This window comes from Bhargavaea massiliensis (assembly GCF_050480245.1).
Taxonomy (GTDB): domain Bacteria; phylum Bacillota; class Bacilli; order Bacillales; family Anoxybacillaceae; genus Anoxybacillus.
The window spans coordinates 1-23,723 of record NZ_JBCNEQ010000047.1; the positions used below are offsets into that span (position 1 = coordinate 1).

24 protein-coding genes, 12 tRNA genes and 2 pseudogenes are annotated in these 23,723 nt (G+C 41.7%); 30 read left to right on the forward strand and 8 right to left on the reverse strand.

All coding sequences use genetic code 11. The annotated features are described in order from the left end of the window. Nucleotides 1-167 precede the first annotated feature (167 nt). The 3 genes and pseudogenes from ABEV15_RS09510 to ABEV15_RS09520 form a co-directional block, all read right to left on the reverse strand. Nucleotides 168-407 (reverse strand): 3'-5' exonuclease, encoded by a 240-nt coding sequence (locus tag ABEV15_RS09510; protein ID WP_188619074.1) that lies wholly within the window; start codon nt 405-407, stop codon nt 168-170. 25 nt (nt 408-432) lie between these two features. Further along, nucleotides 433-696, reverse strand: a pseudogene (locus ABEV15_RS09515) (hypothetical protein); the annotation flags it as partial. A 190-nt stretch (nt 697-886) separates the two neighbouring features. After that, nucleotides 887-1,309, reverse strand: coding sequence for a hypothetical protein (locus ABEV15_RS09520; protein ID WP_498853064.1), 423 nt, complete (start codon nt 1,307-1,309; stop codon nt 887-889). Nucleotides 1,310-1,390: 81 nt separating this feature from the next. Between ABEV15_RS09520 and ABEV15_RS09525 the strand changes: the two genes are divergently transcribed. Next, nucleotides 1,391-1,702: a DUF4176 domain-containing protein gene (locus tag ABEV15_RS09525; protein ID WP_055442027.1), complete on the forward strand. Its 312-nt coding sequence runs from the start codon at nt 1,391-1,393 to the stop codon at nt 1,700-1,702. A gap of 30 nt (nt 1,703-1,732) precedes the next feature. On the opposite strand, the gene ABEV15_RS09530 is transcribed toward ABEV15_RS09525, so the two are convergent. Further along, complete coding sequence (locus ABEV15_RS09530) at nt 1,733-1,993, reverse strand: hypothetical protein (protein WP_498853065.1); 261 nt, start codon at nt 1,991-1,993, stop codon at nt 1,733-1,735. A gap of 374 nt (nt 1,994-2,367) precedes the next feature. Here ABEV15_RS09530 and ABEV15_RS09535 point away from each other — a divergent pair, with 374 nt between their 5' ends. The 7 genes and pseudogenes from ABEV15_RS09535 (at nt 2,368) to ABEV15_RS09565 (ending at nt 7,980) form a co-directional block, all read left to right on the forward strand. Further along, nucleotides 2,368-3,129, forward strand: a complete 762-nt coding sequence (locus ABEV15_RS09535; protein ID WP_498853066.1) for a MerR family transcriptional regulator — start codon at nt 2,368-2,370, stop codon at nt 3,127-3,129. 85 nt (nt 3,130-3,214) lie between these two features. After that, on the forward strand, nt 3,215-4,267 hold the full coding sequence (locus ABEV15_RS09540; protein ID WP_498853067.1) for an NAD(P)/FAD-dependent oxidoreductase: 1,053 nt from the start codon (nt 3,215-3,217) through the stop codon (nt 4,265-4,267). A 54-nt stretch (nt 4,268-4,321) separates the two neighbouring features. After that, nucleotides 4,322-5,035 (forward strand): DUF3298 and DUF4163 domain-containing protein, encoded by a 714-nt coding sequence (locus ABEV15_RS09545; RefSeq protein ID WP_498853068.1) that lies wholly within the window; start codon nt 4,322-4,324, stop codon nt 5,033-5,035. Nucleotides 5,036-5,115: 80 nt separating this feature from the next. Next, nucleotides 5,116-5,298: pseudogene (locus ABEV15_RS09550) on the forward strand (TetR/AcrR family transcriptional regulator); the annotation flags it as partial. Nucleotides 5,299-5,587: 289 nt separating this feature from the next. Then, the gene (locus tag ABEV15_RS09555; protein ID WP_498853069.1) at nt 5,588-6,256 is read left to right on the forward strand and encodes a polysaccharide deacetylase family protein; all 669 of its coding nucleotides are present in this window, start codon (nt 5,588-5,590) and stop codon (nt 6,254-6,256) included. A gap of 14 nt (nt 6,257-6,270) precedes the next feature. Further along, nucleotides 6,271-6,852, forward strand: coding sequence for a DedA family protein (locus tag ABEV15_RS09560; RefSeq protein ID WP_429633263.1), 582 nt, complete (start codon nt 6,271-6,273; stop codon nt 6,850-6,852). A gap of 15 nt (nt 6,853-6,867) precedes the next feature. Beyond that, nucleotides 6,868-7,980: an MGDG synthase family glycosyltransferase gene (locus tag ABEV15_RS09565; protein ID WP_498853070.1), complete on the forward strand. Its 1,113-nt coding sequence runs from the start codon at nt 6,868-6,870 to the stop codon at nt 7,978-7,980. A gap of 16 nt (nt 7,981-7,996) precedes the next feature. Here the strand turns inward: ABEV15_RS09565 and ABEV15_RS09570 are convergent, their stop codons facing one another. Genes ABEV15_RS09570 through ABEV15_RS09580 form a run of 3 tightly spaced genes read right to left on the reverse strand, consistent with a single transcriptional unit; the run spans nt 7,997 to nt 11,660 of the window. Next, nucleotides 7,997-9,127, reverse strand: a complete 1,131-nt coding sequence (locus ABEV15_RS09570) for a Ger(x)C family spore germination protein (RefSeq protein ID WP_498853071.1) — start codon at nt 9,125-9,127, stop codon at nt 7,997-7,999. Further along, the gene (locus ABEV15_RS09575; protein ID WP_498853072.1) at nt 9,124-10,587 is read right to left on the reverse strand and encodes a spore germination protein; all 1,464 of its coding nucleotides are present in this window, start codon (nt 10,585-10,587) and stop codon (nt 9,124-9,126) included. Before ABEV15_RS09575 ends, ABEV15_RS09570 begins: the two co-directional genes overlap by 4 nt. After that, nucleotides 10,584-11,660, reverse strand: coding sequence for a GerAB/ArcD/ProY family transporter (locus ABEV15_RS09580; protein WP_498853073.1), 1,077 nt, complete (start codon nt 11,658-11,660; stop codon nt 10,584-10,586). The genes ABEV15_RS09575 and ABEV15_RS09580 overlap by 4 nt, the downstream gene beginning before the upstream one ends. Before the next feature lie 152 nt (nt 11,661-11,812). Between ABEV15_RS09580 and ABEV15_RS09585 the strand changes: the two genes are divergently transcribed. The 9 genes from ABEV15_RS09585 (at nt 11,813) to ABEV15_RS09625 (ending at nt 21,583) form a co-directional block, all read left to right on the forward strand. Next, entirely contained in the window at nt 11,813-12,877 is a 1,065-nt protein-coding gene (locus ABEV15_RS09585) for a D-alanine--D-alanine ligase (RefSeq protein ID WP_498853074.1), read from the forward strand. 9 nt (nt 12,878-12,886) lie between these two features. Further along, complete coding sequence (locus ABEV15_RS09590; RefSeq protein WP_498853075.1) at nt 12,887-14,263, forward strand: UDP-N-acetylmuramoyl-tripeptide--D-alanyl-D-alanine ligase; 1,377 nt, start codon at nt 12,887-12,889, stop codon at nt 14,261-14,263. Between the two features lie 145 nt (nt 14,264-14,408). After that, nucleotides 14,409-15,815, forward strand: a complete 1,407-nt coding sequence (gene cshA / locus ABEV15_RS09595) for a degradosome RNA helicase CshA (RefSeq protein ID WP_498842035.1) — start codon at nt 14,409-14,411, stop codon at nt 15,813-15,815. A gap of 47 nt (nt 15,816-15,862) precedes the next feature. Then, nucleotides 15,863-16,225: a holo-ACP synthase gene (acpS, locus tag ABEV15_RS09600; protein ID WP_429633415.1), complete on the forward strand. Its 363-nt coding sequence runs from the start codon at nt 15,863-15,865 to the stop codon at nt 16,223-16,225. 74 nt (nt 16,226-16,299) lie between these two features. Then, nucleotides 16,300-17,319: a LolA family protein gene (locus ABEV15_RS09605; RefSeq protein WP_498853076.1), complete on the forward strand. Its 1,020-nt coding sequence runs from the start codon at nt 16,300-16,302 to the stop codon at nt 17,317-17,319. 93 nt (nt 17,320-17,412) lie between these two features. Continuing rightward, on the forward strand, nt 17,413-18,570 hold the full coding sequence (gene alr / locus ABEV15_RS09610) for an alanine racemase (protein ID WP_498853077.1): 1,158 nt from the start codon (nt 17,413-17,415) through the stop codon (nt 18,568-18,570). Nucleotides 18,571-18,722: 152 nt separating this feature from the next. Beyond that, nucleotides 18,723-19,004 carry a CopG family ribbon-helix-helix protein gene (locus tag ABEV15_RS09615; RefSeq protein WP_498853078.1) on the forward strand — a complete coding sequence of 94 codons (282 nt, stop codon included), beginning with the start codon at nt 18,723-18,725 and terminating at the stop codon, nt 19,002-19,004. Between the two features lie 4 nt (nt 19,005-19,008). Continuing rightward, on the forward strand, nt 19,009-19,359 hold the full coding sequence (gene ndoA, locus ABEV15_RS09620; protein WP_003253417.1) for a type II toxin-antitoxin system endoribonuclease NdoA: 351 nt from the start codon (nt 19,009-19,011) through the stop codon (nt 19,357-19,359). Between the two features lie 58 nt (nt 19,360-19,417). Next, the gene (locus ABEV15_RS09625; RefSeq protein WP_498853079.1) at nt 19,418-21,583 is read left to right on the forward strand and encodes a Tex family protein; all 2,166 of its coding nucleotides are present in this window, start codon (nt 19,418-19,420) and stop codon (nt 21,581-21,583) included. On the opposite strand, the gene cmpA is transcribed toward ABEV15_RS09625, so the two are convergent. Next, complete coding sequence (gene cmpA / locus ABEV15_RS09630; protein WP_429633425.1) at nt 21,578-21,691, reverse strand: cortex morphogenetic protein CmpA; 114 nt, start codon at nt 21,689-21,691, stop codon at nt 21,578-21,580. The two genes, ABEV15_RS09625 and cmpA, sit on opposite strands and share 6 nt — an antisense overlap. A gap of 70 nt (nt 21,692-21,761) precedes the next feature. Here cmpA and ABEV15_RS09635 point away from each other — a divergent pair, with 70 nt between their 5' ends. The 13 genes from ABEV15_RS09635 (at nt 21,762) to ABEV15_RS09695 (ending at nt 23,666) form a co-directional block, all read left to right on the forward strand. After that, a complete protein-coding gene (locus tag ABEV15_RS09635; protein WP_429633427.1) occupies nt 21,762-22,217 on the forward strand; it encodes a SprT family protein in 456 nt (151 codons plus the stop codon). Nucleotides 22,218-22,346: 129 nt separating this feature from the next. Next, nucleotides 22,347-22,421 (forward strand) — tRNA-Asn (locus tag ABEV15_RS09640). A gap of 2 nt (nt 22,422-22,423) precedes the next feature. After that, a tRNA-Ser gene (locus ABEV15_RS09645) sits at nt 22,424-22,516 on the forward strand. Nucleotides 22,517-22,532: 16 nt separating this feature from the next. Beyond that, nucleotides 22,533-22,604, forward strand: a tRNA-Glu gene (locus tag ABEV15_RS09650). Nucleotides 22,605-22,644: 40 nt separating this feature from the next. Beyond that, nucleotides 22,645-22,717, forward strand: a tRNA-Val gene (locus ABEV15_RS09655). 8 nt (nt 22,718-22,725) lie between these two features. Continuing rightward, a tRNA-Asp gene (locus ABEV15_RS09660) sits at nt 22,726-22,801 on the forward strand. Nucleotides 22,802-22,836: 35 nt separating this feature from the next. Further along, a tRNA-Gln gene (locus ABEV15_RS09665) sits at nt 22,837-22,911 on the forward strand. Nucleotides 22,912-22,921: 10 nt separating this feature from the next. Beyond that, nucleotides 22,922-22,997: transfer RNA gene (locus ABEV15_RS09670), tRNA-Lys, on the forward strand. A gap of 5 nt (nt 22,998-23,002) precedes the next feature. Then, nucleotides 23,003-23,086, forward strand: a tRNA-Leu gene (locus ABEV15_RS09675). Between the two features lie 21 nt (nt 23,087-23,107). Then, a tRNA-Leu gene (locus tag ABEV15_RS09680) sits at nt 23,108-23,190 on the forward strand. A 61-nt stretch (nt 23,191-23,251) separates the two neighbouring features. After that, nucleotides 23,252-23,328 (forward strand) — tRNA-Arg (locus ABEV15_RS09685). 18 nt (nt 23,329-23,346) lie between these two features. Then, nucleotides 23,347-23,423 (forward strand) — tRNA-Pro (locus ABEV15_RS09690). Between the two features lie 172 nt (nt 23,424-23,595). Beyond that, a tRNA-Gly gene (locus tag ABEV15_RS09695) sits at nt 23,596-23,666 on the forward strand. Nucleotides 23,667-23,723: the final 57 nt, after the last annotated feature.

A 23,723-nucleotide genomic window follows, 5' to 3' on the forward strand; every position in this document is an offset into this window, starting at 1 on the left:
TTCACCTACTTGATGAAGAGTCGTCAACGTCGTTTTCCCTTATCGTATCAACGGTTTGCGACCATTGTAAAGATGTTTTGTCACGGATTCAGGATAATAGGCTAATTTACAATATTACCCACCAAAAAAGAAACCTTGAAAGGCACGAGCCAATCAAGGTTTTAGTATTAACTTTTCCATTCGTACCCTAAATCATGTATTTGAGCATCCTTATAAGTCAAACCTTTACTCTCTAAAAATGTAGTTAAATCCTGAAAATTTTCGAGACGTATTTTTTCATCCTTCCAACAGGCTTCACATTCGTCACAAATATAAATGATCAGATCCAAATTAGTTATTTTCGATTTGTAAACTAAACCATTACCATCACATCTTGGACAAACCACTTTTCCATTGAATATCTTCACATTCCCACCTCCAATAACTTTTTTCTTAAGGTTTAACCGGATACGCTGTAATTACTTCATTAGTACCAGGCTTTACAACCAATCTAACGGCAGTTTCACCATTAGTTCCAATAACTCTCCCCATAGGCACAATATATGCGCCAGGGTCATTCGGTAATGGTTGTCCTTTTCTTGCCCAAGCCTCATCCACAACTCCGAGAACTTTAGTTTTGTCTACGTTAAATACAGTATGGTTGGCTTTATTGGGATTAGGTTTAGTATGTGCTAATATATGGTTAACACGGTTTCCAAATTTCTTGGCGAACAGTGCCTGGCACTGTTCGCCTAGAGATCAAAAAGACATCGCCCAGTCGATTACTCGGTTTGAACAGCACGTCTTACAGCACCCAGATGAGGTGTTACGCCGCATCGGGTGTGCTGCGTGAATCAGAGGTTAAAATGTCAATTTGGATGTATATATCAATTGTTTGGGATTGCACTTACCATTTGCGAATATCCCCTACTTCTTCACTTTCTAGGATCTTGATTCCTTGTTCATTAACTATATCTATATACTTTGCGCTACTTTCAATATAAAAAGTAATATAATTATACTTAATATCCTTATAAGAAAAACTGTTTGTAGATTCTGATGTAGTGTTGCCGTATATAATTTTTACTGTATTTTTATTTAATTGGATATCTTTGATAACTAGCTCACTATTATCTAAATAGCTGTTTCTTGCAATTAGGATCGAAAAGATATATCCGTCTTGAATCCCTCTCTCTCTTTTAATTACCACCACATCTCTTTTTTGAAGAGACTTTAGTATTTTGGAGAAGAAGTATATCTTACCTATAAAGCTTTGAACTTTTAGATTGAACATTTTATTTTGTTCTAGTTTAAATTTTGTTATATTCAATATTAAACAACCTTTCACTTTAATATATATATGTTTAAAATATAATCAAGTATATAAGATTTTCAGAAAGGGGATGTAGTAATGAATTCACAAAAGATCCTAATTTCTTTTATGTTTTTACTTCTTGTAATCTTGGCCGGTTGTAATAATGCAACTACTAGGAGCGTCTCTGAAGTCGATAAAAATTCTTTGCCTATAGGGACAGTAGTTAAATTAAAGGAACTAGATGAAAAAATAATGATTTATGGAAATAACGTCACTCGAAGCACAGATAACAAGAAATATAGGTACCTAGGCTGTTTTTATCCAGATGGTTTTACTTCTAATGATTATAATGTATTTTTTAATGCTAATGATATCGAAGAAGTTTACTATTTAGGCTACAAAGAATGATTATTATAATTACTAAGTAAGGGAAATCTGCTACGTAAATGGGATCTTGATATCGATACTTGATGAGTATTTATGGAGTGTAGCCTCTCCACCAATTGAAATCCCCTTTTTATTGGCTTTGGCATGCGCTTCAACTTCCCCAACAGATACTTTCGCTTCTCCACCTACATATTTGCTTTTTGCAGAGACACTAGCGCCTGGACCACTGCAGCTTGCTCCCCCTCCTACTCCCCAACCACTGGAGTATCCCTTACTTACAGAACAATTCGGTGTATGAATTGCAACACCCATAACACTGATCCTCCTTTAGATCAAAAAATAAATTATCTACCATATTATACCAGATAAATATAAAAATGGTGTATTTGATAACCTAAAATTGAGCCACTTTTCAACGGTTCGATCACATAAATCTCCGTTTCCGACCTATAAGCTCGTCAAAGGCGATCCAGTGGTTCAAGCAGCCTTTGAAAAAGAACTCGAGTTTATAAAAAAACTAATCATGGAAGAAATCGTTCTTCTTCATGTCGATGAGACGCATGTTCGTGCCTATCTAAACATGGATTAGTCCAATAATGCTCGCCCCTATGGCGAGATTTTTTTATTTTTTGCTTTACATTGACGTTACGTCAACGTTTATAGTGAAATTGTCAGGAGGTGATTGGGTGGAATATACGGTGCAACAGTTAGCGAAATTGGCGGGGGTGACGAGCCGAACGCTAAGGTATTACGATGAAATCGGTCTGTTGAAACCGGCAAGGGTTAATGCATCAGGCTATCGCATATACGGACAAAAAGAGGTAGACCGGCTCCAACAAATTTTGTTTTATCGCGAGCTTGGTGTGGGGTTAGAAACGATTAAGCAAATTGTCACATCCCCGTCATTTGATGACGTACAGGCGTTGAAGCAGCATCGTGAAAAACTCTTGGCAGAACGGAGGCGGTTAGAGGCGCTAATCGCCAATGTCGAAAAAACACTATTAGCGAAAGAAGGGAGAATCATCATGAGCGACAAAGAAAAATTTGAAGCGTTTAAACAGCAGCTTATTGACGAAAATGAACAAACATACGGCAAAGAAATTCGGGAAAAATACGGTGACGAGCAAGTGAACAAATCGAACGAAAAAGTAAAAAACATGACGCAAGCACAATACGAAGAAGTAACAAAGCTTGGCGAAGAAGTATTGCGCGTATTGCATGAAGCGTTTTTGACTGGCGACCCAGCAGGGGAGCTTGCACAAAAAGCAGCAGATTTACACCGTCAATGGTTAAGCTATTTTTGGGATCATTATTCAAAAGAAGCACATGCAGGATTGGCGCAAATGTATGTGGATGATGAACGGTTTAAAGCATACTACGATCAAAAACAGCCAGGAATGGCGGAGTTTCTTCGTGACGCCATTTTCATTTACACAGGCAAAAAATAGGCAGGAAATCGCCTGTCTTTTTACATTGTAAAAGTTTGAAAAAAGATGTATATTTAAATGAGAATGATAATCAAATTTAAAGGTGATGACGATGGAGCAACAATTGTATGACGTGACGATCATTGGTGGTGGACCAGCAGGGCTGTATGCGACGTTTTATAGCGGACTTCGAGAAATGAAAACGAAGTTGATTGAGTATCAAGCGCAGCTAGGCGGAAAATTGCATGTATATCCCGAAAAAATGATTTGGGATGTTGGGGGGCATGCACCGATTACAGGAGAGAAATTACGCGAGCAACTTGTTAAACAAGCGCTTACCTTTAATCCGACCGTTGTATTAAATGAAAAAGTTGAAACAATCCGTCGAAGAGGAGACGGCATATTTCTTCTACAAACCGCATCTGGACAACAACATTTATCGAAAACAGTCATTATTGCGGTAGGGAGTGGAATACTGAAACCGCAAAAGCTCCAAGTTGAAGGGGCGGAAAAATTTGAGATTACAAATTTACACTATACGGTGAAATCGTTAAAACAATTTAAAGAGAAAACGGTGATTATTTCGGGTGGGGGGAATACAGCGATTGATTGGGCAAATGAACTCGTGCCGGTTGCGAAAAAAGTATATGTCACTTATCGCAATGAGTCGTTAAAAGGACATGAAGCGCAAGTGACGCAACTATTAAATAGTTCTGCCATTTGCTTTTTCCATACGTCCATTACAAAATTAGTTGCCAGCCCCAACCATGAAATGATTGAGCGAGTGGTATTGACAAATCATGAGACGGGCGATGTGTTTGAACTCGATGTAGATGATGTCATTATTAGCCATGGATATGAACGAGATGCCTCATTGCTTACCAATAGTGAACTACCCATTCAAATGGTTGACGAATATTATATTGCGACAAATGCAAAAGGAGAATGTTCTGTTCCGGGGTTATATGCAGCTGGCGATATTTCAAAATATGATGGAAAGTTATATTTACTTACAGGTGCTTTCCAAGACGCAGCGAATGCGGTAAATAGTGCGAAACGTTTCATTGAACCCACTGCCGATCCGTATGCGATGGTATCTTCACATCACGAAGCGTTTAAGGAGCGAAATCGAGAGTTAGTGAAACAAATGTTAAAATAATAGTAATGCATAAATTCGTTTGTTTTAACGCAAACTTTCGGTAAAACAAACGAGGTGAAAATTTTGCTTAAACAACGAAACATATGGATGATGGTGTTGACGCTGTTTATATTGACAGCGTACAGCCACCCACTTCATGTGACAACGAAGCAAATAAAATATACAAATGAACTGATGGAAGTCGATTTGAACATTCCGATCGTATCCGGATCGATCAACCAATCTTTCCAGCGCCAAGTCAATCGTTTATTGCGTAAGGAGTCGCTTGATTTAAAGCGTGAAGTAGAAAAGCAAGCGCGAGAAAATATGGCAATAAGCAAAAAGGAAGGATTTCCATATCGATTGCATGCAGCAGTCAGCAATTATGAAGTGACGTACAATCAACATGGTATTTTAAGCATTCCTGTTACGTTATATAGCTATACAGGTGGGGCGCACGGAATGACAGTGAAAGTGCCAAACAATTTCGATTTCCATACAGGGAAATCGTTGCAACTTAGCGATTTATTTAAAAAGGGAACGAACTATAAGCAAGTGATTACGAACGAAGTGATTGCACAAATAAAAAAAGAAAACGACTTGTATTTTGATAATGCCATCGATGTTGTAAAAAAGATGCCAAATGATCAGCCTTACTATATAACAAGTGACGGCATTGTCATTTATTACGGATTATACGAGATTGCCCCGTACGCGGCTGGCATTCGTGAATTTCTTATTCCATTTTCAACTTTGCGACCGTATATGAAAACGAAGCTAGCGCAATAAAAGCGCTAGTTTTTTCTGTGTGAAAACATTTAACTTTTCAGAAAATTGCGCTAAAATAAGACGAAAAGGGGTTCTCGCGTATGGTTGAGAAGCAGCTAGATCGCATTATTGAAACGGCGCTTACGTTGTTCGAAAAATATGGGTATCACGGGGTGACGGTCGATCGCATTGTTGCGGAATGTGGAGCATCAAAAGGGGGATTTTATCATAATTTTAAATCAAAAGATGAACTGCTTTACCATATTCATGATGTATTTATTACTGTCCATGCGAAGGTATGGAAGAAGCTCTATAGTACACAAGAACCCCGTGGCTTTAGCCATCGGGAGGTTCAGCCTGTGTAGTTGTCAAGACATATGGTATAATGAGGGCGATGTGTTCCAACATCGTCTTTTTTTCGGGGAATTTCCCCGGAAATCGACAAAATGCGTGTCGAACGAGAAAGCGATGTGCGAATGTTAACGATGAAAAAAATGAATTTGTTTTACAAGCAGCGTTCTTTGTTTCGTACTTCATGCTTCTTTTTGTATAATCAAGAAAGGGGTTTAACATGTGACATACATATGGCTTATTGCACTGTTTTTTATTTATAGCATATGTCCAACGTGGCTGATTCGTCTGTCGTCATTTCGTGTACAAAAAAGAGTGAAAGACGGTGTCGCATTAACCTTTGATGATGGACCAGATCCGACGTATACAGCCCAATTGCTCGATATATTAAAAAAATACGACGTAAAAGCGACATTTTTCGTTGTCGGTTGGAAGGCGAAAGCATATCCGCATCTCATTAAGCGAATGCACGAAGAAGGTCATACGATCGGTTTGCATCATTATTATCATACGAGCAATTGGTTTCTGCCTCCATTTGTAGCGGAATGGGAGCTTCATCGATCGGCGCGTATCATTGAGCAAATCACAGGCGTTCGCCCTGTATACTACCGTCCGCCATGGGGACATATAAACATATGGACGTTGTTCATGCAAAAAAAGTATAAAACAGTAATGTGGACATATATTCTTGGTGATTGGAACGCTTCATTAGGCGTTGCTCGACTCTATGAGCGATTAACAAAAAGCATAGAAGATGGAGCAATTATTGTACTACATGATAGCGGTTCGACGATGGGAGCCGATCAAGACGCGCCGGCCAACATGTTACAAGCGTTAGAGCGATTGCTGCAACGTACGCATGTGAAGTGGGTAAAGATGAGCGAAGAATAAAGGAGAACGCGGGAATGGAAGCGAACAGCATTTTAACGTATATTCAATCACACGGCTATATTGTGTTATTTCTTTCTCTATTTTTCGGCATCGTTGGAATTCCCGCACCGGAAGAATCGCTTCTGTTTTTTGTTGGCATTTTTATTTCGCATGACCAATTGCATTTTTTAAAAAGCTTATTTTTTGCCATTTCTGGTGCAACAATTGGCATGGTGGCCGCCTATACTGCTGGGTATACATTCGGTTCGCCCCTATTGTTTAAATATGGGCACTACATTGGGTTTCACCGACGAAGATATCGATACGCTTATCGCCATTTTCGTAAACGTGCGCGTTGGTTCATTACATTTGGTTATTTTGTTCCAGGTGTTCGACAATTATCTCCGTATATGGCAGGAGTTGTTCGCTTTCCGTTTTTTCCGTTTCTTTTTTTATCGTTTGTTGGCGCGTCATTTTGGATTTGTTTATTTGTATGTGTAGGCAAGTTTCTCGGGGAGCGTATTCATATCCCGCTTCATATACTACCATGGATCACGGTGCTATTTTTTAGTTTATTTTTCATTGGACTATATGTGAAAAAAAGAAAACAAAACTAAAAGGGAGTTCGCATAATGATGAACATTCTCGTACTACCTTTGTTTCAAATGCCATCTGGCCATCATCAAGTTGCCGATGCGCTTATTTATTCGTTGCAACATCGCTTTCCAGAAGTGTATTGCGAAAAGATCGATTTTCTCAGCTATTGCAGCGAACAAATTGAAAGGCGGGTAGCAGATTTTTACATCCGTTGGATTTCGGTATCACCTCATTCGTATGAATGGATGTATCGGCGGTGGATGAAAAAATTTGAACAACCGACGATGGAGCCGTGGTTGCTTTATTTTGAAAAAAAGATGAAGCGCCTTCTCCAAGAAAAAAAGCCTGACCTTATCATATGTACGCATTCGTTTCCTTCACACGTGTTGCAGCGATTGAAACAAAGAGGCGCTATAACAGTGCCTGTTATAAACGTATATACAGACTTTTTTTTAAGTGGTATTTGGGGAAAAACAGCGATTGATTATCATTTCGTTCCTCATAAAGATGCAAAGCGGTTGCTATGTACAATGTTTCATGTTGAGCCTCGTCGCGTCATTGTAACAGGCATTCCAATTCATGAGCATATTGTACCTGCTAAGAAAAAAAAACAGCGGGAAAATAAACGTATTTTAGTGGCGGGCGGCAATCAAGGATTAGGGAAAATAGAACAATTTTTAATGAACGCAACTCATACACAATTGACATATGACGTACTATGCGGAAAAAATGAAACATTATATCATGAGATAAAAAGTTGGAACAATCCGCGTATTCGCCCGTATCGATATATTTCCGATCCAGCGAAAATGAACGAGTTGTACGATGAAGTGGATGCAGTTGTGACAAAGCCGGGCGGTGTAACGATGAGCGAAGTGCTAGCGAAAAGGCTGCCTGCTTTTACGCTTTCGTATTTGCCGGGGCAAGAACAAATGAATTTGCACTATTTAAGAAAAAAAGGACTCATTTACCTTCTTCACGATAAAGAACCCTACGACCAACAATTAATGCGTATATTGATGAATGATGAAGAAATGAATCAATTAGAAAAACGAATGGAGCATTATTGGTACGGGCGTGAAAAAACAGCGCAAGATGCGCTTAGCGAATGGATCGAAGCGAATATATATGCAACAAAAAAGCGATGAGGCCGGCTCATCGCTTTTATTTTTTCGACTTTCCATATGTGTCAATGCTTAATTTCACGTTGATTTTTCCTAGTGTATCCTTTGTGAGCGGAACTAATCCATTTGTTGTATATTTGCGCCAATCGTTTACATTTTGACGATACAAGGCGTTCGATAATTGCAGCGTATCGATGCCTTCTTTGACGCCGAGTTGAAATAAATCCTCGATTTCCTTTTTTACTGTTTTGGTTGCGTATTCAATAATTTGTTTTTCGGGCATGTTTTTGAGCAGTTCGATGATGCTTCCTGTCGCTTGTACGTCAACGGTGAAAACCGGACGACCGTCTTTGATTTCATACGACACGCTTGCTTTTGGTCCGCGCACAACGAGCGTCCCAATCATTTTGCCGTTTGGCTGAATGTAAATCGGTGTCCGCTCCGTCCCTTTCGTTACCCAGCGTAAACCATCAAGTTGACGGCGCGGGATACATGCTTGTTTGTTGTAGCGATGTAAGAAACAAACGCCATCCATTTTTAACATCGGTTTTTCTTTTTTATTTTCCGTCCAACTTTTTTCTTCAATCGCAAGAGAGGGGAGCGGAAAAACAGCCGCTTTTTCATCAGATGCAGCGATAAATTCATTTATCCGTTTCGGTTGAATAAATGAACTTTGTTCGTAAATGTTTTTCGGATTGGCAAGTAATGAGAAATATGGCGAATAATCTAAAAACGGTGTTGTCTCAAACAATTGTTCAATCGGTTCTTTTGTTGCAAAGGTCCAAATCGTATGGCGAATTTCATTGTAACGGTTGAGCACATCGATGACGTCACGCACGAGCCCTTTTTTGAGCGCCCGTTCTGTAAAAACGATTCCTTTCACATGTCCCCACGATACTCCTTGTTGAATCGCTTGATACAACCGATCTGTCGCCACGTTAAACGTCTCTCCCGTTGCCTTTCCGATCGTAACGGTCGATTTTTCTCGGCCACCTCCCGCTTCGACTTTTGCAAGCCCTGAAAAACTAATGAGCTGAGCGTATGCGATCACTTGATCGTCTTCATAATCTATACCGATTGCATGAATGTAAGCGAGACGGTCAATTTCTTTCATTCCCCAACAGCCGGCTAAACACAAACAACAAAAAAAGGAAAGAAATAGCCGAGTCATGATCCTTCACCCGGCGTATTGTCGTTCGTTTTCAACATTTTTGGACGGCGTTTAAATCTTTTCCATCCACTAGTAATCACCACTTTCCATATATCTCCTGTTACTGGAGAGATCGGGGCTAAATATGGGACACCAAACGATGTTAAATTTGCGACATAAATAAGAATAAAAAACATGGATGCGATAAATCCGAAAAGCCCGAGCATAGATGAAGCAGCAAGAACGATAAAACGTAAAATCGACACCGTTCCAGCAAGCGATTGATTAACGAGTGTAAATGTCGCAATAACTGATGTCGCCATGACGACAAGCGTACTTGGTCCTGATAAACCTGCGTTTATTGCAGCTTGCCCGATAATTAAGCCCCCAACGACCGATAACGTTTGTCCGATCGCCATCGGCAGCCGCATCCCTGCCTCTTTAAAAATTTCAAATAAGCTAATCATAATAAATGCTTCGAGTGGAACAGGGAGCGGAACGCCTTGGCGAGAGAGAACGACCGTGGCTAACAGCGTAAACGGCAATTGATCTTGATGATATGTTACAATTGCGACCCAAAGTCCAGGTAAAAAGACAGCGACACTAATGCCGATCAGCCGAATAATCCGTTGGAATGTAACGAATATAAACGATGTGCTATTGTCTTCAGATGTGTTTAACAAAAACGTTAAATTTGCTGGACCGATTAATGCGGTTGGCGATCCGTCAACAAATATCGCAAACCGACCAGATAAAAGAGCATTGACGACAAAATCAGGACGGCCGGAGTAAGCGAAAACAGGAAATAAAGAGACGTATTTTTCGCTTAACAACTCTTCTAATTGGTTCGTCCCAGTTAAGGCGTCGATGTTGATGGTACTTAACCGTCGCTTGAGCTCATCAATTGTTTCTTGATTTATAATGTCTTTTATATATAAAAGATCGACTTTCGTTCGGCTTCGTTTGCCGACTAATACTTGTTCAACGTGTAAACTGCTCGTTTTTAACCGTTTTCGTACGAGCGCCACGTTTTTCGCAGCTTCTTCAATAAAGCCGTCTTTCGGACCGCGAATCGACATTTCTGTGTTCGGTTCTTCTGGGTTTCGGTTCGGTGGGTTAGCAAGTGAAATCGAATACATTGCTCCCGCTTCGACGAAGTAAATGATTAAATCTCCGTTAAAAATGAGAAAATCAAGCTGTTGGGTAGAGATGGATTTTCCGATTAAATGAAGCGGCATTTGTTTATATTTTTCAATATCTGTAACGGAATAAAGCGGATATTGTTGCCCCATGCGCGTAATGGTCGGGAAAATAAATTCTTTAAGTAGCTTCGTATCACATAATTCTTCACAATAGACGAAAATGAGTGAAAGCGGTTTTCGTTCGTCCGAATAGATGGTAGCTGGCATGATTACGACATCTTTACATTGTGCAAAATGTTCTTTTAATGTTCGTTCATCGACAATGATTTCAGCGGTCATGCGGATGCTCTCCTTTCTTTTATACGTATTGCTAACGCAAGTACGAACAATAACATCGCAAGAAAACAAATGAAGAAAAACGACATCGGTAACAGCCATTTTTTTAACGTATGAAAAAACGTATCATCGCTTATCGGTGTCATCGCAGCAAAGAACATAACGACATATACGAATATTAAAATCCACCGTCGTGATGCTTTATTCGTTATATCAAATAGCTCTGGAATAAGCGCAGTTGCCAGTGAAATGCGAATAAATGCTCCGGCGAGCCATTGATACACGGATAAAAAATCGAAATGTTCTAAATATGATCCGAGATTAACCATGCGCCATTGTTCAAGGGCAGGATAGCGTAAATGGCTTGCTTCCTTAGGACCAAACACGGTAATAGCGCCAATCGTTGGGCCAATTGATAAACTGGCAGCCACAACCCCGAACAAAACGAGTTTCATAAAAGAAATGTTCGTCTTCATTTGTTGTTGCATAAATAGTAAAAGAATAATTTCTCCATAGCCGGCAGCGACGTACATGACTCCTTTCCAAACGGGCATCCAACCGTCTTCAAGCATCGGCTTTAACAGTTCATAATTTTTATGTGGGATTGTAGCTAAAGCGACGAATATACCGAACAGCACAACGAAAGGTAAAATAACACCCGACGTTTTAGCGATTGATGGTAAACCGATCGAAGCGTTATAAAAACAAATAATACAAAGTGCGATGATAATTGCCCAGTTCGGTGTTGCTGTTAAATACGATGTCGTTATAAACGTTGTCGTATCTTTTAATGTCACAATGCTAATGATGAGTAAATATATACATGTGACAGAAGCGATAAAATAAGCAATTGGAGCTCCGATATTTTCTTTTAGCCATTGGAAGATGTGCGTCTGTTGCGATTGTTTTATCGGAAAATAAACAAGTGGGAGGAAAAGGACGAGAAGGATCAACCCAAGAATGGCAGAGATCCATGCATCTCGCCCAGCTACTTCAAGTAAGATTGGAATGATAATGACGTGATTCATAAGACCGATCGATAGCATTAAAACGAATAACATTTGTATTGTGTTCATATTCACACACCTTTTTTCCAATTGTATTTTTATCGTTTCCAAACAGGGAAATAATATGCATTGTCACCATCTAGGCTCGTTTCGCCATATAAATAAAAAAGTAGTTGTGCTACAATAAATGAAGTGACATGAACAGTTGAGGAGGAACGAACATGAAAATCACATTAGGTGTATTATACGGTGGCAAATCACCTGAGCATAAAGTATCGTTGCAAACCGCACGCTCTGTTATTAATGCGGTAAATAAAGAAAAATTTACGGTTGTTCCGATTTACATTACGACAGACGGAGAATGGTTGCGCGGCGAGGCGATTGAAGGGGAAGTGCAAGATGTGAAGCAACTCGTTTTCGATAATGGGCTGCCAGCGCTTACTTCCATTGCTAACCGCGAAGGAAATAAGGAAGAACGAATCGATGTCATTTTCCCGCTTTTGCACGGCCCGAACGGAGAGGACGGAACGGTGCAAGGAATGTTAGAACTGTTGGACGTACCGTATGTTGGAAACGGTGTGTTAGCATCAGCGGTTGGCATGGATAAAGTCGTTATGAAGCAATTGTTTGCTCAAGCAGGATTAAACCAAGCCCGTTACGTCTTTTTCTTAAAAAAAGAATGGGAAAAGCATAAAGAAACTGTATATGAAACGGTAGAACGTGAGCTTGGCTACCCGTGCTTTGTTAAGCCAGCCAATGCTGGTTCGAGCGTGGGAATTAGTAAATGTAAAAACCGTGAGCAATTACAAACCGCATTTCAAGAGGCGTTTCGTTACGATCGAAAAGTCATTGTAGAAGAGGCGATTGTCGGTCGTGAAGTGGAGATTGGGGTGATCGGCAACGACGATCCGATTTGTTCCGTCGTTGGGGAAATCGTCCCGAAAAAAGAGTTTTACGATTACGAAGCAAAATATGTCGATGGAAATACAGAGTTAGTCATCCCAGCAAACATTACGAATAAAGAATATGAAACGATTAAACGAATGGCGCTTACTGCCTTTAAAACGCTCAATTTAGCCGGATTAGTTCGCGCTGACTTTTTCTTGACAGCAGATGGAGAGGCGTATATTAACGAAGTCAATACGATGCCGGGCTTTACGCCATTTAGCATGTTCCCGCTCTTATGGAAACATACAGGTGTATCGTATGAGGAATTAATTGAACGCCTCATTCAACTGGCGATTGAGCGATATGAAGAAAAACAAAACATTACGTATGTACTTTAAGGTGATCATATGATTATACGTTCATTAGCAGACATTCAAACGATGATTCCTGGAAGTATAATTGATGAGCGATATGCTTCTGTTATGATTCATGGTGTGTCGACAGATACGCGCACAATCGAGAGAGGAAACTTATATGTTCCGTTAAAAGGAGCTACATTTAACGGTCATGAGTTTGTTCGGCAGGCGTTTGACAAAGGGGCAACGGCTGCGCTATGGAGTGAACATGAGCCGAACGCTCCGAAAGATGTGCCGCTTATTTTTGTAGACGATTCGCTCGTTGCTCTCCAACAGCTCGCTCATGCGTATCGAAAACAACTTCGTACGCGCGTCATCGGCGTGACAGGAAGCAACGGAAAAACGACAACGAAAGATATGATCGCCTCTTTGCTGGGGACATTGTATCGTGTACAAAAAACGGAAGGGAATTTAAACAATCATATCGGTGTGCCGCTGACACTTCTTCGTTTAAAAGAAGAAACAGAGTATGCGGTCGTTGAAATGGGGATGAGCGGTTTTGGGGAAATTGAGTTGCTCTCTACCCTTGCCGAACCAGATGTTGCGGTCATTACAAACATTGGTGAATCGCATTTACAAGAGCTCGGTTCACGCGAAGGAATTGCAACGGCGAAGTTTGAAATCGTGAAAGGACTACAACGTGACGGTTTATTGATTTATCACGGAGATGAGCCGTTGTTGCAAGCGCGCGTGCAACAATCTTCCCTTTCGTATGTTCAAACGTTTGGAATGGAACCGACAAACGATTATTATCCGCTAGACATTCGTGTTCAAGCGGATGGAACGACGTTTACGGTAAATGGTTGGCCAGACGAAACGTTTCATATGCCGCTTCTCGGTCGCCACCATGTCATGAACGCGCTAGCCGCGATGGCGGTTGCACGCTTCGCTTCCGTCGATGTGGCTCATATGAAAGAAGGGTTTTCGTGCTTAACGGTAACAAAAATGCGTACAGAAGTCGTGAAACGTCATGACGGAGTGACGGTGATTAACGATGCATATAATGCAAGCCCAACGTCAATGCGAGCAGCCCTTGAACTGCTTGGACAATTGACAGGATATCGTAAAAAAATAGCAATTGTCGGGGATATGCTTGAATTAGGCGAACAAGAAATCGCTTTTCACGAACAAATTGGTCGGATGCTTGATCCGCAAAAAATAGATTACGTATTCACGTACGGAGTGCGCGCAAAGGCGATCGCCGAGCAAGCAAAAAAGCGGTTTGGCGAAGGACGTGTTCGTTCGTATGAAGAGAAAGCGGAATTAGCCGCAGATGTGCAAGCAATTATGGAAGCAGGTGATGTCATTTTACTTAAGGCATCTCGCGGTATGAGGCTAGAGGAAATCATTTCTTTGCTAAATGAGTAAAAAGAGTTGTTCAATTTGTTGAAAACATATGCATAAAATGGTATGATGGATGAGAGCTGTTTACGGAATGAATTTCAACAAGGCACTTCCGTCTATACGGGAATGCCTTTTTTCGTAAGTTATTTGAAGAAGGAGTATGAAAAAATTGGTTACATTTAAAGAATTTGGATTGAGTCCAGAATTGATGAAAGCAGTTAGTAAAATGGGATTTGAAGAGGCAACGCCGATTCAAGCGGCGACAATTCCGCTTAGTTTGCAAAATCGTGACGTTATTGGTCAAGCGCAAACAGGAACAGGAAAAACAGCTGCGTTTGGTATCCCGCTTATTGAAAAAATTGATATGAACAACGATGCGGTGCAAGCAATCGTTGTTGCACCGACACGAGAACTAGCGATTCAAGTATCGGAAGAGCTATATAAAATTGGTTCAACGAAGCGCGTGCGCGTTTTGCCGATTTATGGGGGGCAAGATATTGAACGACAAATTCGGGCGTTAAAAAAACACCCGCATATTATTGTCGGTACGCCGGGGCGCGTGCTTGACCATATTCAACGCCGCACGCTCCGTTTACAAAATGTGCATACGGTTGTGTTAGATGAAGCGGATGAAATGTTAAATATGGGCTTTGTCGAAGACATTGAAGCGATTTTAAGCCACGTGCCGACAGAACGTCAGACGCTTCTTTTCTCAGCGACGATGCCAGAGCCGATTCGCCGCATCGCTGAACGATTTATGCAAAATCCAGAGCTCGTTCGCGTGAAGGCGAAAGAAATGACCGTTCCAAACATTGAACAATATTACATTGAAATTCAAGAAAAGAAAAAGTTTGATACGTTAACGCGCTTATTAGATATTCAATCTCCTGAGTTAGCGATCGTTTTCGGAAGAACGAAACGTCGTGTCGATGAACTAGCGGAAGCGCTCAACTTGCGCGGCTATACAGCAGAAGGCATTCACGGAGATTTAAGTCAAGCGAAGCGTTTATCTGTATTGCGTAAATTTAAAGAAGGTTCAATTGATATTTTAGTTGCCACAGATGTAGCGGCGCGCGGTTTAGATATTTCTGGTGTGACGCATGTATATAATTTCGATATTCCACAAGACCCAGAAAGCTATGTTCACCGCATCGGCCGAACAGGACGTGCGGGCAAAACAGGCATGGCGATTACGTTTGTTACACCACGTGAAATTGGACAATTGCATCATATTGAAAAGACGACAAAGCGGAAAATGGAGCGGATGAAACCGCCAACGCTAGATGAGGCGCTTGAAGGTCAACAGCGGGCAGCGATTGAAAAACTGCTTACGACGATTGAGCATAACAACTTATCATTTTATAAACGTGCAGCTGAGGAATTGTTAGAGGAGCACGACTCTGTTTCGCTCGTTGCTGCGTGCATTAAAATGTTAACGAAAGAGCCGGATATGACGCCGGTGCAGTTGACAGAAGAAATGCCGATTATGAAAAAAGAGAAAAAGCGGCAAGTGCAAACGCGTCAACGCCGCAATGAAACGCGCGGTCGCGGTGGAAAAACGCGCGAAAAACGATAGGAGCTGTCTGAACAGATAGCTTCTTTTTCTTTATTGGAGGGATATGGATGATTATCGGTATCGGCATTGATATTGTGGAATTAAGTCGGATTGCGAAGCTGATGAATCGACAGCCGAAATTCATTGAACGTATTTTAACAGACAATGAGTGCGCTCGTCTTTATGAGCGCTCACCAAAACGACAAATTGAGTTTGTTGCGGGGCGATTTGCCGCAAAAGAAGCATATGCAAAAGCGTTAGGAACGGGCATCGGTGCTAACGTTTCCTTTCGCGACATTGAAATTCAACATGATGAAAACGGCAAACCGTATATTGTTTCTTCGTCACCGAATGAACGTGTGCACGTTTCGATTTCTCACAGCGAACATTATGCTGTTGCTCAAGTAATCATTGAACGCTTGTCAAGCTAGTCTGCATATTCTTCCGCTTGGCCTCATATGATGGCTTATGAAGAAAGTCCAAATGAGGTAAAGGGGTTGAAAAAATGAGACGAACATGGCTTTTTTGGTGCCTGCTTCTGTTGGTTGTAGGCAGTTTGGCCGCTTGCGGAGAAAAATCGCAACAAGATGTGTTAAAAGCGCTCGATGAAAAAGTACAAACGATGTCTGGGTACAAAGCAGAAGCAAAAATGACGCTTCAGACAGGGACAGAGCCGCAAGTGTACGAAATTGAAATTTGGCATAAGTCGCCGAATTACTACCGTGTGAACTTGAAAAATGCCCAGCGTGATCAACATCAAATAATTTTGCGCAACGACGAAGGAGTATTTGTATTAACGCCAGCACTAAATAAAAGTTTTCGTTTTCAAAGCGACTGGCCGCAAAATACGAGTCAAGTATATTTGTATGAATCGCTCGTAAAAGACATTTTAACTGACTCAAAAGCGGCATTTAAAGCAACAGAAAATCATTACGTGTTCCAGACGAAAACAAATTATGAAAACAAAAAAATGTTGCCGCAACAAGAAATTACGTTAAATAAAAAAGATTTAACGCCAGTCAAAGTGACCGTTATGGATGTTGACTCGCAGCCGATGTTGACTGTTGAGTTTTCAAAAGTAGAGTGGAATGCTGTATTTGATGATAACACTTTTGATGTGAGCAAAAACATGACGAGAGCGAAGCTAGAAAATGAACAAGAAGCCACGACAGAGGCGAATCAACAAGCAGTTCCTGTCATGTATCCGACATATGAGGTTGATGGCGTGAAACTTGTTGAAGAGAAAGAATTTACAACAGCAAACGGAAAACGAATCGTGATGACATTTGCTGGAGAAAAATCGTTTACGCTTGTGCAAGAAAAAGCGCACGCTGTGCCGACAGCGAACGTATCAACGACAGTGAAAGGCGAGCCGGTTGATTTAGGATTTGCAGTTGGGGCGATGACGGATAGAACGTTGACGTGGACGTATAAAGGAGTCGATTTTATTCTCGCTTCACAAGATTTAACGAAAGATGAAATGGTCGCGATTGCTCGTTCTGTGCAAGGCAAGGTGATGAAGTAAGACTCGCATGGCGGGTCTTTATTTTTTTGTTGACATGATGCAAGGACAGAAGAAATAATCAAACGTGAACATATTTTTGAAGGGGCATGAAGGATGGAACGAGCATTTTATCGCGATACATGGGCAGAAATTGATTTAGATGCGATTTTTTATAATGTACAATCGATGAAGCGGCACGTTGGTTCACATGTCGATGTGATTGCTGTTGTGAAGGCGAACGCTTATGGGCATGGCGACGTGCAAGTGGCGAATACGGCGCTTGAAGCAGGTGCAACGCGATTAGCAGTCGCTTTTTTAGATGAGGCGCTGGTGCTAAGGAAAAAAGGCATTCCTTTAGACGTACCGATTCTCGTACTTGGGGCAACAAACCCTCAATATGCTCCGTTAGCCGCTAGTCAAAACATTGCGCTAACTGTTTTTCGGGCGGATTGGTTTGAACAGGCGATCGTGTATGCCCCGTATGAACAACCGTTGAACGTTCACATGAAGTTAGATACAGGGATGGGGCGATTAGGAGCGAAAACAAAAGAAGAAGTGCAGCAAATCATGCACATGATTGAGCAAAAAAAATGGTTTGTCCTTGAAGGAGTATATACGCATTTTGCAACAGCCGATGAGCAACATGTAGATTATTTTTCGTTTCAATACGATACGTTTATGCGCATGCTAGAGTGGTTACCTGTTAAACCACCGCTTATTCATTGTGCCAATAGTGCGGCGGGATTGCGTTATCCTGAGCGAGTGTTTAACGCTGTCCGTTTAGGCATTTCTATGTACGGTCTCGCACCTTCGCAAGCAATGAAATCGTTGTTGCCCTATCCTTTGAAAGAAGCTTTTTCTCTTCATAGCCGCTTAACGCATGTAAAGAAGGTAAAAGCAGGAGAAAAGGTAAGCTACGGCGCAACGTATGAGGCAAAAGCGGATGAGTGGATTGGGACGGTTCCGATTGGCTATGCAGATGGTTGGTTACGCCGCATGCAACATTTCTCTGTTCTTGTTGATGGAAAACGCGCTCCTATTGTTGGGCGTGTTTGTATGGATCAAATGATGATTCGCTTGCCTTATGAACTTCCTGTTGGTACAAAAGTGACGCTTATTGGTGAACAACAAGGCGACCGCATTTCCATTGACGATGTTGCAGCGCATTTGAACACGATTAATTACGAAGTTCCTTGTACAATTAGTTATCGTGTTCCCCGTATTTTTTTAAAAAACAAGAGTATAATTGAAGTGAGAAATGCGGTATTATAGTAGATGGATGCAATGAGAACGATTGTTTTCGAAAAATTTCTACAAAATTTGAATGAATGATGCTGGAAATGACTTTGCATCGCGAAGATGAAATGGTATGATGTAAATTGGAAGCAGCTATGTGGTTGTAGTTTAGTTGGAGGTGTGTGTTTGTGTTTGAATCCAGCGCAACAACAGAAATTGTTATTCGGTTACCGCAGGCGTTAGTGAGTGAGTTAGACGGAATTGTTAAGCAAGAAAACGGCAGCCGAAACGAACTTATTTATCAAGCGATGAAAATGTACATTCGCGAACGGAAAAAGCGTCAAATTCGTGAGGCGATGAGACGCGGATATATGGAGATGGCAAAAATTAATTTGTCGCTTGCATCGGAGGCATTTCTTGCGGAATATGAAGCTGACCACACCGTTGAACGATTAGTTAGCGGGGGGTAATCTTTTGATTGTCAAACGTGGTGACGTGTATTTTGCCGATCTCTCTCCGGTAGTTGGATCAGAACAAGGGGGCGTGCGCCCTGTGCTTGTCATCCAAAATGACATTGGGAACCGTTTTAGTCCAACTGTCATTGTTGCTGCCATTACTGCGCAAATCCAAAAAGCAAAGTTGCCCACACATGTTGAAATCGATGCAAAGCGCTACGGATTTGAACGGGACTCTGTCATTTTGCTTGAACAAATTCGCACGATTGATAAACAGCGTCTGACAGATAAGATTACCCATCTAGATGACGAGATGATGGATAAAGTAGATGAAGCGTTGCAAATCAGTCTCGGTCTTATTGATTTTTAATATGCTGGAAAAATAGCTACGTTGTGTAGCTATTTTTGTTTAGAGGGAGGAACTTCGTTTGGAGCTACTAAAACAGCTAGCTGAGAGATTAAACATTCCATTCGCGCATGTTCAGCATGTCATTCAACTTCATGAGGAAGGAAATACGATTCCGTTTATTGCACGGTACCGAAAAGAAATGACCGGCGCGCTCGATGAAGTGCAAATTCGCACGATTTTAGATGAATGGCATTACTTACAAAACTTAGCGAAACGAAAAGAAGAAGTCATTCGTTTAATCGATGAGCAAGGGAAGTTGACGGACGAACTGAAAGAAGCAATTACAAAAGCAACGAAACTGCAAGAAGTAGAAGACTTATATCGTCCATATAAACAAAAACGTCGAACGAAGGCGACCATCGCAAAAGAAAAAGGATTAGAACCGTTTGCGGAATGGTTATTAACGTTTCCGAGTGAATCTATTACAGAGCGGGCGCGACTGTTTATTGATGAGCAAAAAGAAGTACATACGATCGAAGAAGTGATTCAAGGTGCAAAAGATATTATTGCTGAAAAAGTGTCGGATGACGCTGCGCTTCGTCAATGGATTCGTCAGCAAACGTGGCAAACCGGCACAATTGTTTCCGTTGGAAAAGAGATAGAAAAAGACGAAAAACGTGTATTTGAAATGTACTACGATCATCAGGAAGCGATTGCCAAAGCGCCGGCTCATCGCGTTTTGGCGATGAACCGCGGTGAAAAAGAAGGAATTTTACGCATCGCCATTGACGTAGATGTGGAGCGAATGATTGCATACATTCGCAAACAAATCATAACAAACGAGCGCTCATCTGCCGCTGACATCGTCGCCGAAGCCATTGAAGATGCATACAAACGTTTCATTGCCCCGTCTATTGAACGGGAAGTGCGAAATGAATTGACGGAACATGCGGAAGAGCGAGCGATTCACGTTTTTGCTGAAAACTTGCGCAATTTATTGTTGCAACCACCGTTAAAAGGAAAAGTCGTTTTAGGGGTAGACCCAGCATATCGAACAGGGTGTAAGTTAGCCGTCGTTGACGAAACAGGGAAATTGCTCCATATTGATGTCATTTATCCGCACCCGCCGAAAAATGAAGTTGACAAAGCAAAAGAAAAATTAAAGCAGTTGCTTCATACATACCGAGTTGAATTGATCGCTATCGGAAACGGAACAGCATCGCGAGAGACGGAACAGTTTGTCGCTGATACGATTGCTGAATGGAATGGGGATGTGTTTTACACTATCGTCAATGAAGCGGGGGCAAGTGTATATTCTGCGTCAGATTTGGCGCGCAAAGAGTTTCCGCATTTGCAAGTTGAAGAAAGAAGCGCTGTATCAATTGCTCGCCGTGTTCAAGATCCGCTTGCCGAATTAGTGAAAATTGATCCAAAGTCTGTTGGCGTCGGGCAATATCAGCACGATGTGTCGCAAAAAAAACTAGAGCAATCGTTGCAGTTTGTTGTTGAAACAGTTGTCAACCAAGTTGGCGTAAACGTCAATACGGCTTCCTCAACGCTATTGCAATACGTATCCGGTTTGACAAAGACAGTGGCAGAAAATATCGTGAAATATCGAGAGGAACATGGAAAGTTTACAAATCGGATGCAATTGAAACATATTCCACGCCTAGGGGCGAAGACGTACGAACAATGTATCGGATTTTTGCGCATTTTAGACGGTGATGAACCTTTAGATCGCACGCCGATTCATCCTGAGCGATATGAAGAAGTGCATCAATTGTTGCATCGACTTGGTTTTTCAACGGAAGCGATCGGAAGCGAGCAGTTGCGAAGTGCGCTTGACCGTATAAACATAGAAGAAGTAGCTCATGAACTTGGAATAGGGCTATTGACGCTTCAAGATATTATTGATGCGCTGAAGCGTCCAGAGCGTGATCCACGTGATGATTTGCCAAAGCCTATTCTAAAGCAACATGTATTAAAGATGGAAGATTTACAAAAAGGGATGGAATTAGAAGGAACAGTACGAAATGTCGTCGATTTTGGTGTATTTGTAGATATTGGTGTAAAGCAGGACGGGCTCGTTCATATTTCGAAATTAAGTGATCGATATGTCAAACATCCGCTTGATGTTGTTTCGGTTGGGGATATTGTTAAAGTATGGGTTGATTCCGTCGATTTACAAAAAGAGCGCATTGCTTTAACAATGATTCCACCAACATCGGAAAACACACTGTCATGAGCAGTGTGTTTTCCGAAAAAAAAACCAACATTGATTGAGAAATTTAATTTGAGCGCGGTTTTTCTCATAATATGCACGTCGCATTTGATTTTTTAACCACATCGGCATGATGATCACCTTCAAATTTTTTTATTATGTTATGAGCAAAAGAGCCCAATGGTGAAAGGACGGAAATAAAATGGATGAGCGCGAGTTACAAGCGCTTGTTGAGCGCATATCGTTACATGTATTTCATAAGCCATTTCGCCATCGAGCGATATTTAATGATCGTTTAAGAACGACCGGTGGACGATACATCCTTTCCACGCATCATATTGAACTAAATCGGAAATATTACGAACAATACGGGGAAGAAGAATTTGTTCAAGTCATCAAACATGAATTATGCCATTACCATTTGCATCTTGAAGGAAAAGGATATCGTCATCGCGATCGTGACTTTCGGGAGTTATTGAAAAAAGTACAAGCGCCACGTTTTTGTAAGCCTATTGTATTACCGAAGAAAGGGAAAACGTATTATTACGAATGTACATCATGCCGCTACATGTATGTGCGGAGAAAAGCAATACATACAAATCGATATGTATGTGGCCTTTGTCGTGGGAAATTGAAAAAAATAAAAATAGAGTGTTGACAAGCCAAATCTCTATATGCTAAATTATAAAAGCCGTCGTCATTCAACGAGAAATTGGAATAAAAAAAAGACGGTTGACAGATTAAAAAAGAGTAAATATAATATAAGCAGTCCTAATGATTGAGTTATTCCGCAGTAGCTCAGTGGTAGAGCACTCGGCTGTTAACCGAGCGGTCGTAGGTTCGAATCCTACCTGCGGAGCCATTGGAGAAGTACCCAAGTGGCTGAAGGGGACGGTTTGCTAAACCGTTAGGTCGTTCTTTTACGGCGCGCGGGTTCAAATCCCGCCTTCTCCGCCACGAAGATGATAAGCATGGCCCGTTGGTCAAGTGGTTAAGACACCGCCCTTTCACGGCGGTAACACGGGTTCGAATCCCGTACGGGTCATCCTTTTGGAGTGCTCATTTTGTTCACTCCATTTTATTTCGGAGGATTAGCTCAGCTGGGAGAGCACTTGCCTTACAAGCAAGGGGTCGGCGGTTCGATCCCGTCATCCTCCACTCTTTTTGGTCCCGTGGTGTAGTGGTTAACATGCCTGCCTGTCACGCAGGAGATCGCGGGTTCGATCCCCGTCGGGACCGCCATTTATAAAAAATATTTAGTTGTGATCATCGTTTATTGGGCTATAGCCAAGCGGTAAGGCAACGGACTTTGACTCCGTGATGCGCTGGTTCGAATCCAGCTAGCCCAGCCATTTTTATGATGAGCCATTAGCTCAGTAGGTAGAGCATCTGACTTTTAATCAGAGGGTCGGAGGTTCGAGTCCTCCATGGCTCACCATGTATGCGGGTGTGGCGGAATTGGCAGACGCACCAGACTTAGGATCTGGCGCCTTTGGCGTGGGGGTTCAAGTCCCTCCACCCGCACCAGTCGGTCAGTTTCTATCATATGCGGTCGTGGCGGAATGGCAGACGCGCTAGGTTGAGGGCCTAGTGGGGGCAACCCCGTGGAGGTTCAAGTCCTCTCGGCCGCATCTAAAAAAAACTTGACTTCGATTAATGAAATATGATATATTGAAAGGGTCGTTAAAAAATGCGCCCGTAGCTCAATTGGATAGAGCATCTGACTACGGATCAGAAGGTTAGGGGTTCGAATCCTCTCGGGCGCGCCATGTTGATACAATAGAGAACGGGAAGTAGCTCAGCTTGGTAGAGCACATGGTTTGGGACCATGGGGTCGCAGGTTCGAATCCTGTCTTCCCGACCATCTCGCTACTCATAATGCGGGTGTAGTTTAGTGGTAAAACCTCAGCCACGAGCAACGCATCATTGAATAAGCTACGAGTTGCCTCGACGCATCAATCATCCTTGAGTTTGCGAGTAGAGGAAGAGGCATGATTGTGCGTAGTGATTGACTCTGATTTAAAATTAATTAACGTGCGGGTGTAGTTTAGTGGTAAAACCTCAGCCTTCCAAGCTGATGTCGTGGGTTCGATTCCCATCACCCGCTTTGATGTTCCTTGAAAACTGAACGAAGCGAAAAGCATACAGAAGCTAAGGATAACTT

Coding starts and splice junctions, on each gene's coding strand:
- ABEV15_RS09525 (WP_055442027.1), top strand. CDS start 1,391: ATGAATTCACAAAAGATCCTAATTTCTTTTATGTTTTTACTTCTTGTA.
- ABEV15_RS09530 (WP_498853065.1), bottom strand. CDS start 1,993: ATGGGTGTTGCAATTCATACACCGAATTGTTCTGTAAGTAAGGGATAC.
- ABEV15_RS09540 (WP_498853067.1), top strand. CDS start 3,215: ATGACGATGGAGCAACAATTGTATGACGTGACGATCATTGGTGGTGGA.
- ABEV15_RS09560 (WP_429633263.1), top strand. CDS start 6,271: ATGGAAGCGAACAGCATTTTAACGTATATTCAATCACACGGCTATATT.
- ABEV15_RS09565 (WP_498853070.1), top strand. CDS start 6,868: ATGATGAACATTCTCGTACTACCTTTGTTTCAAATGCCATCTGGCCAT.
- ABEV15_RS09570 (WP_498853071.1), bottom strand. CDS start 9,127: ATGACTCGGCTATTTCTTTCCTTTTTTTGTTGTTTGTGTTTAGCCGGC.
- ABEV15_RS09575 (WP_498853072.1), bottom strand. CDS start 10,587: ATGACCGCTGAAATCATTGTCGATGAACGAACATTAAAAGAACATTTT.
- ABEV15_RS09580 (WP_498853073.1), bottom strand. CDS start 11,660: ATGAACACAATACAAATGTTATTCGTTTTAATGCTATCGATCGGTCTT.
- ABEV15_RS09585 (WP_498853074.1), top strand. CDS start 11,813: ATGAAAATCACATTAGGTGTATTATACGGTGGCAAATCACCTGAGCAT.
- ABEV15_RS09590 (WP_498853075.1), top strand. CDS start 12,887: ATGATTATACGTTCATTAGCAGACATTCAAACGATGATTCCTGGAAGT.
- acpS (WP_429633415.1), top strand. CDS start 15,863: ATGATTATCGGTATCGGCATTGATATTGTGGAATTAAGTCGGATTGCG.
- ABEV15_RS09605 (WP_498853076.1), top strand. CDS start 16,300: ATGAGACGAACATGGCTTTTTTGGTGCCTGCTTCTGTTGGTTGTAGGC.
- alr (WP_498853077.1), top strand. CDS start 17,413: ATGGAACGAGCATTTTATCGCGATACATGGGCAGAAATTGATTTAGAT.
- cmpA (WP_429633425.1), bottom strand. CDS start 21,691: ATGCCGATGTGGTTAAAAAATCAAATGCGACGTGCATATTATGAGAAA.
- ABEV15_RS09635 (WP_429633427.1), top strand. CDS start 21,762: ATGGATGAGCGCGAGTTACAAGCGCTTGTTGAGCGCATATCGTTACAT.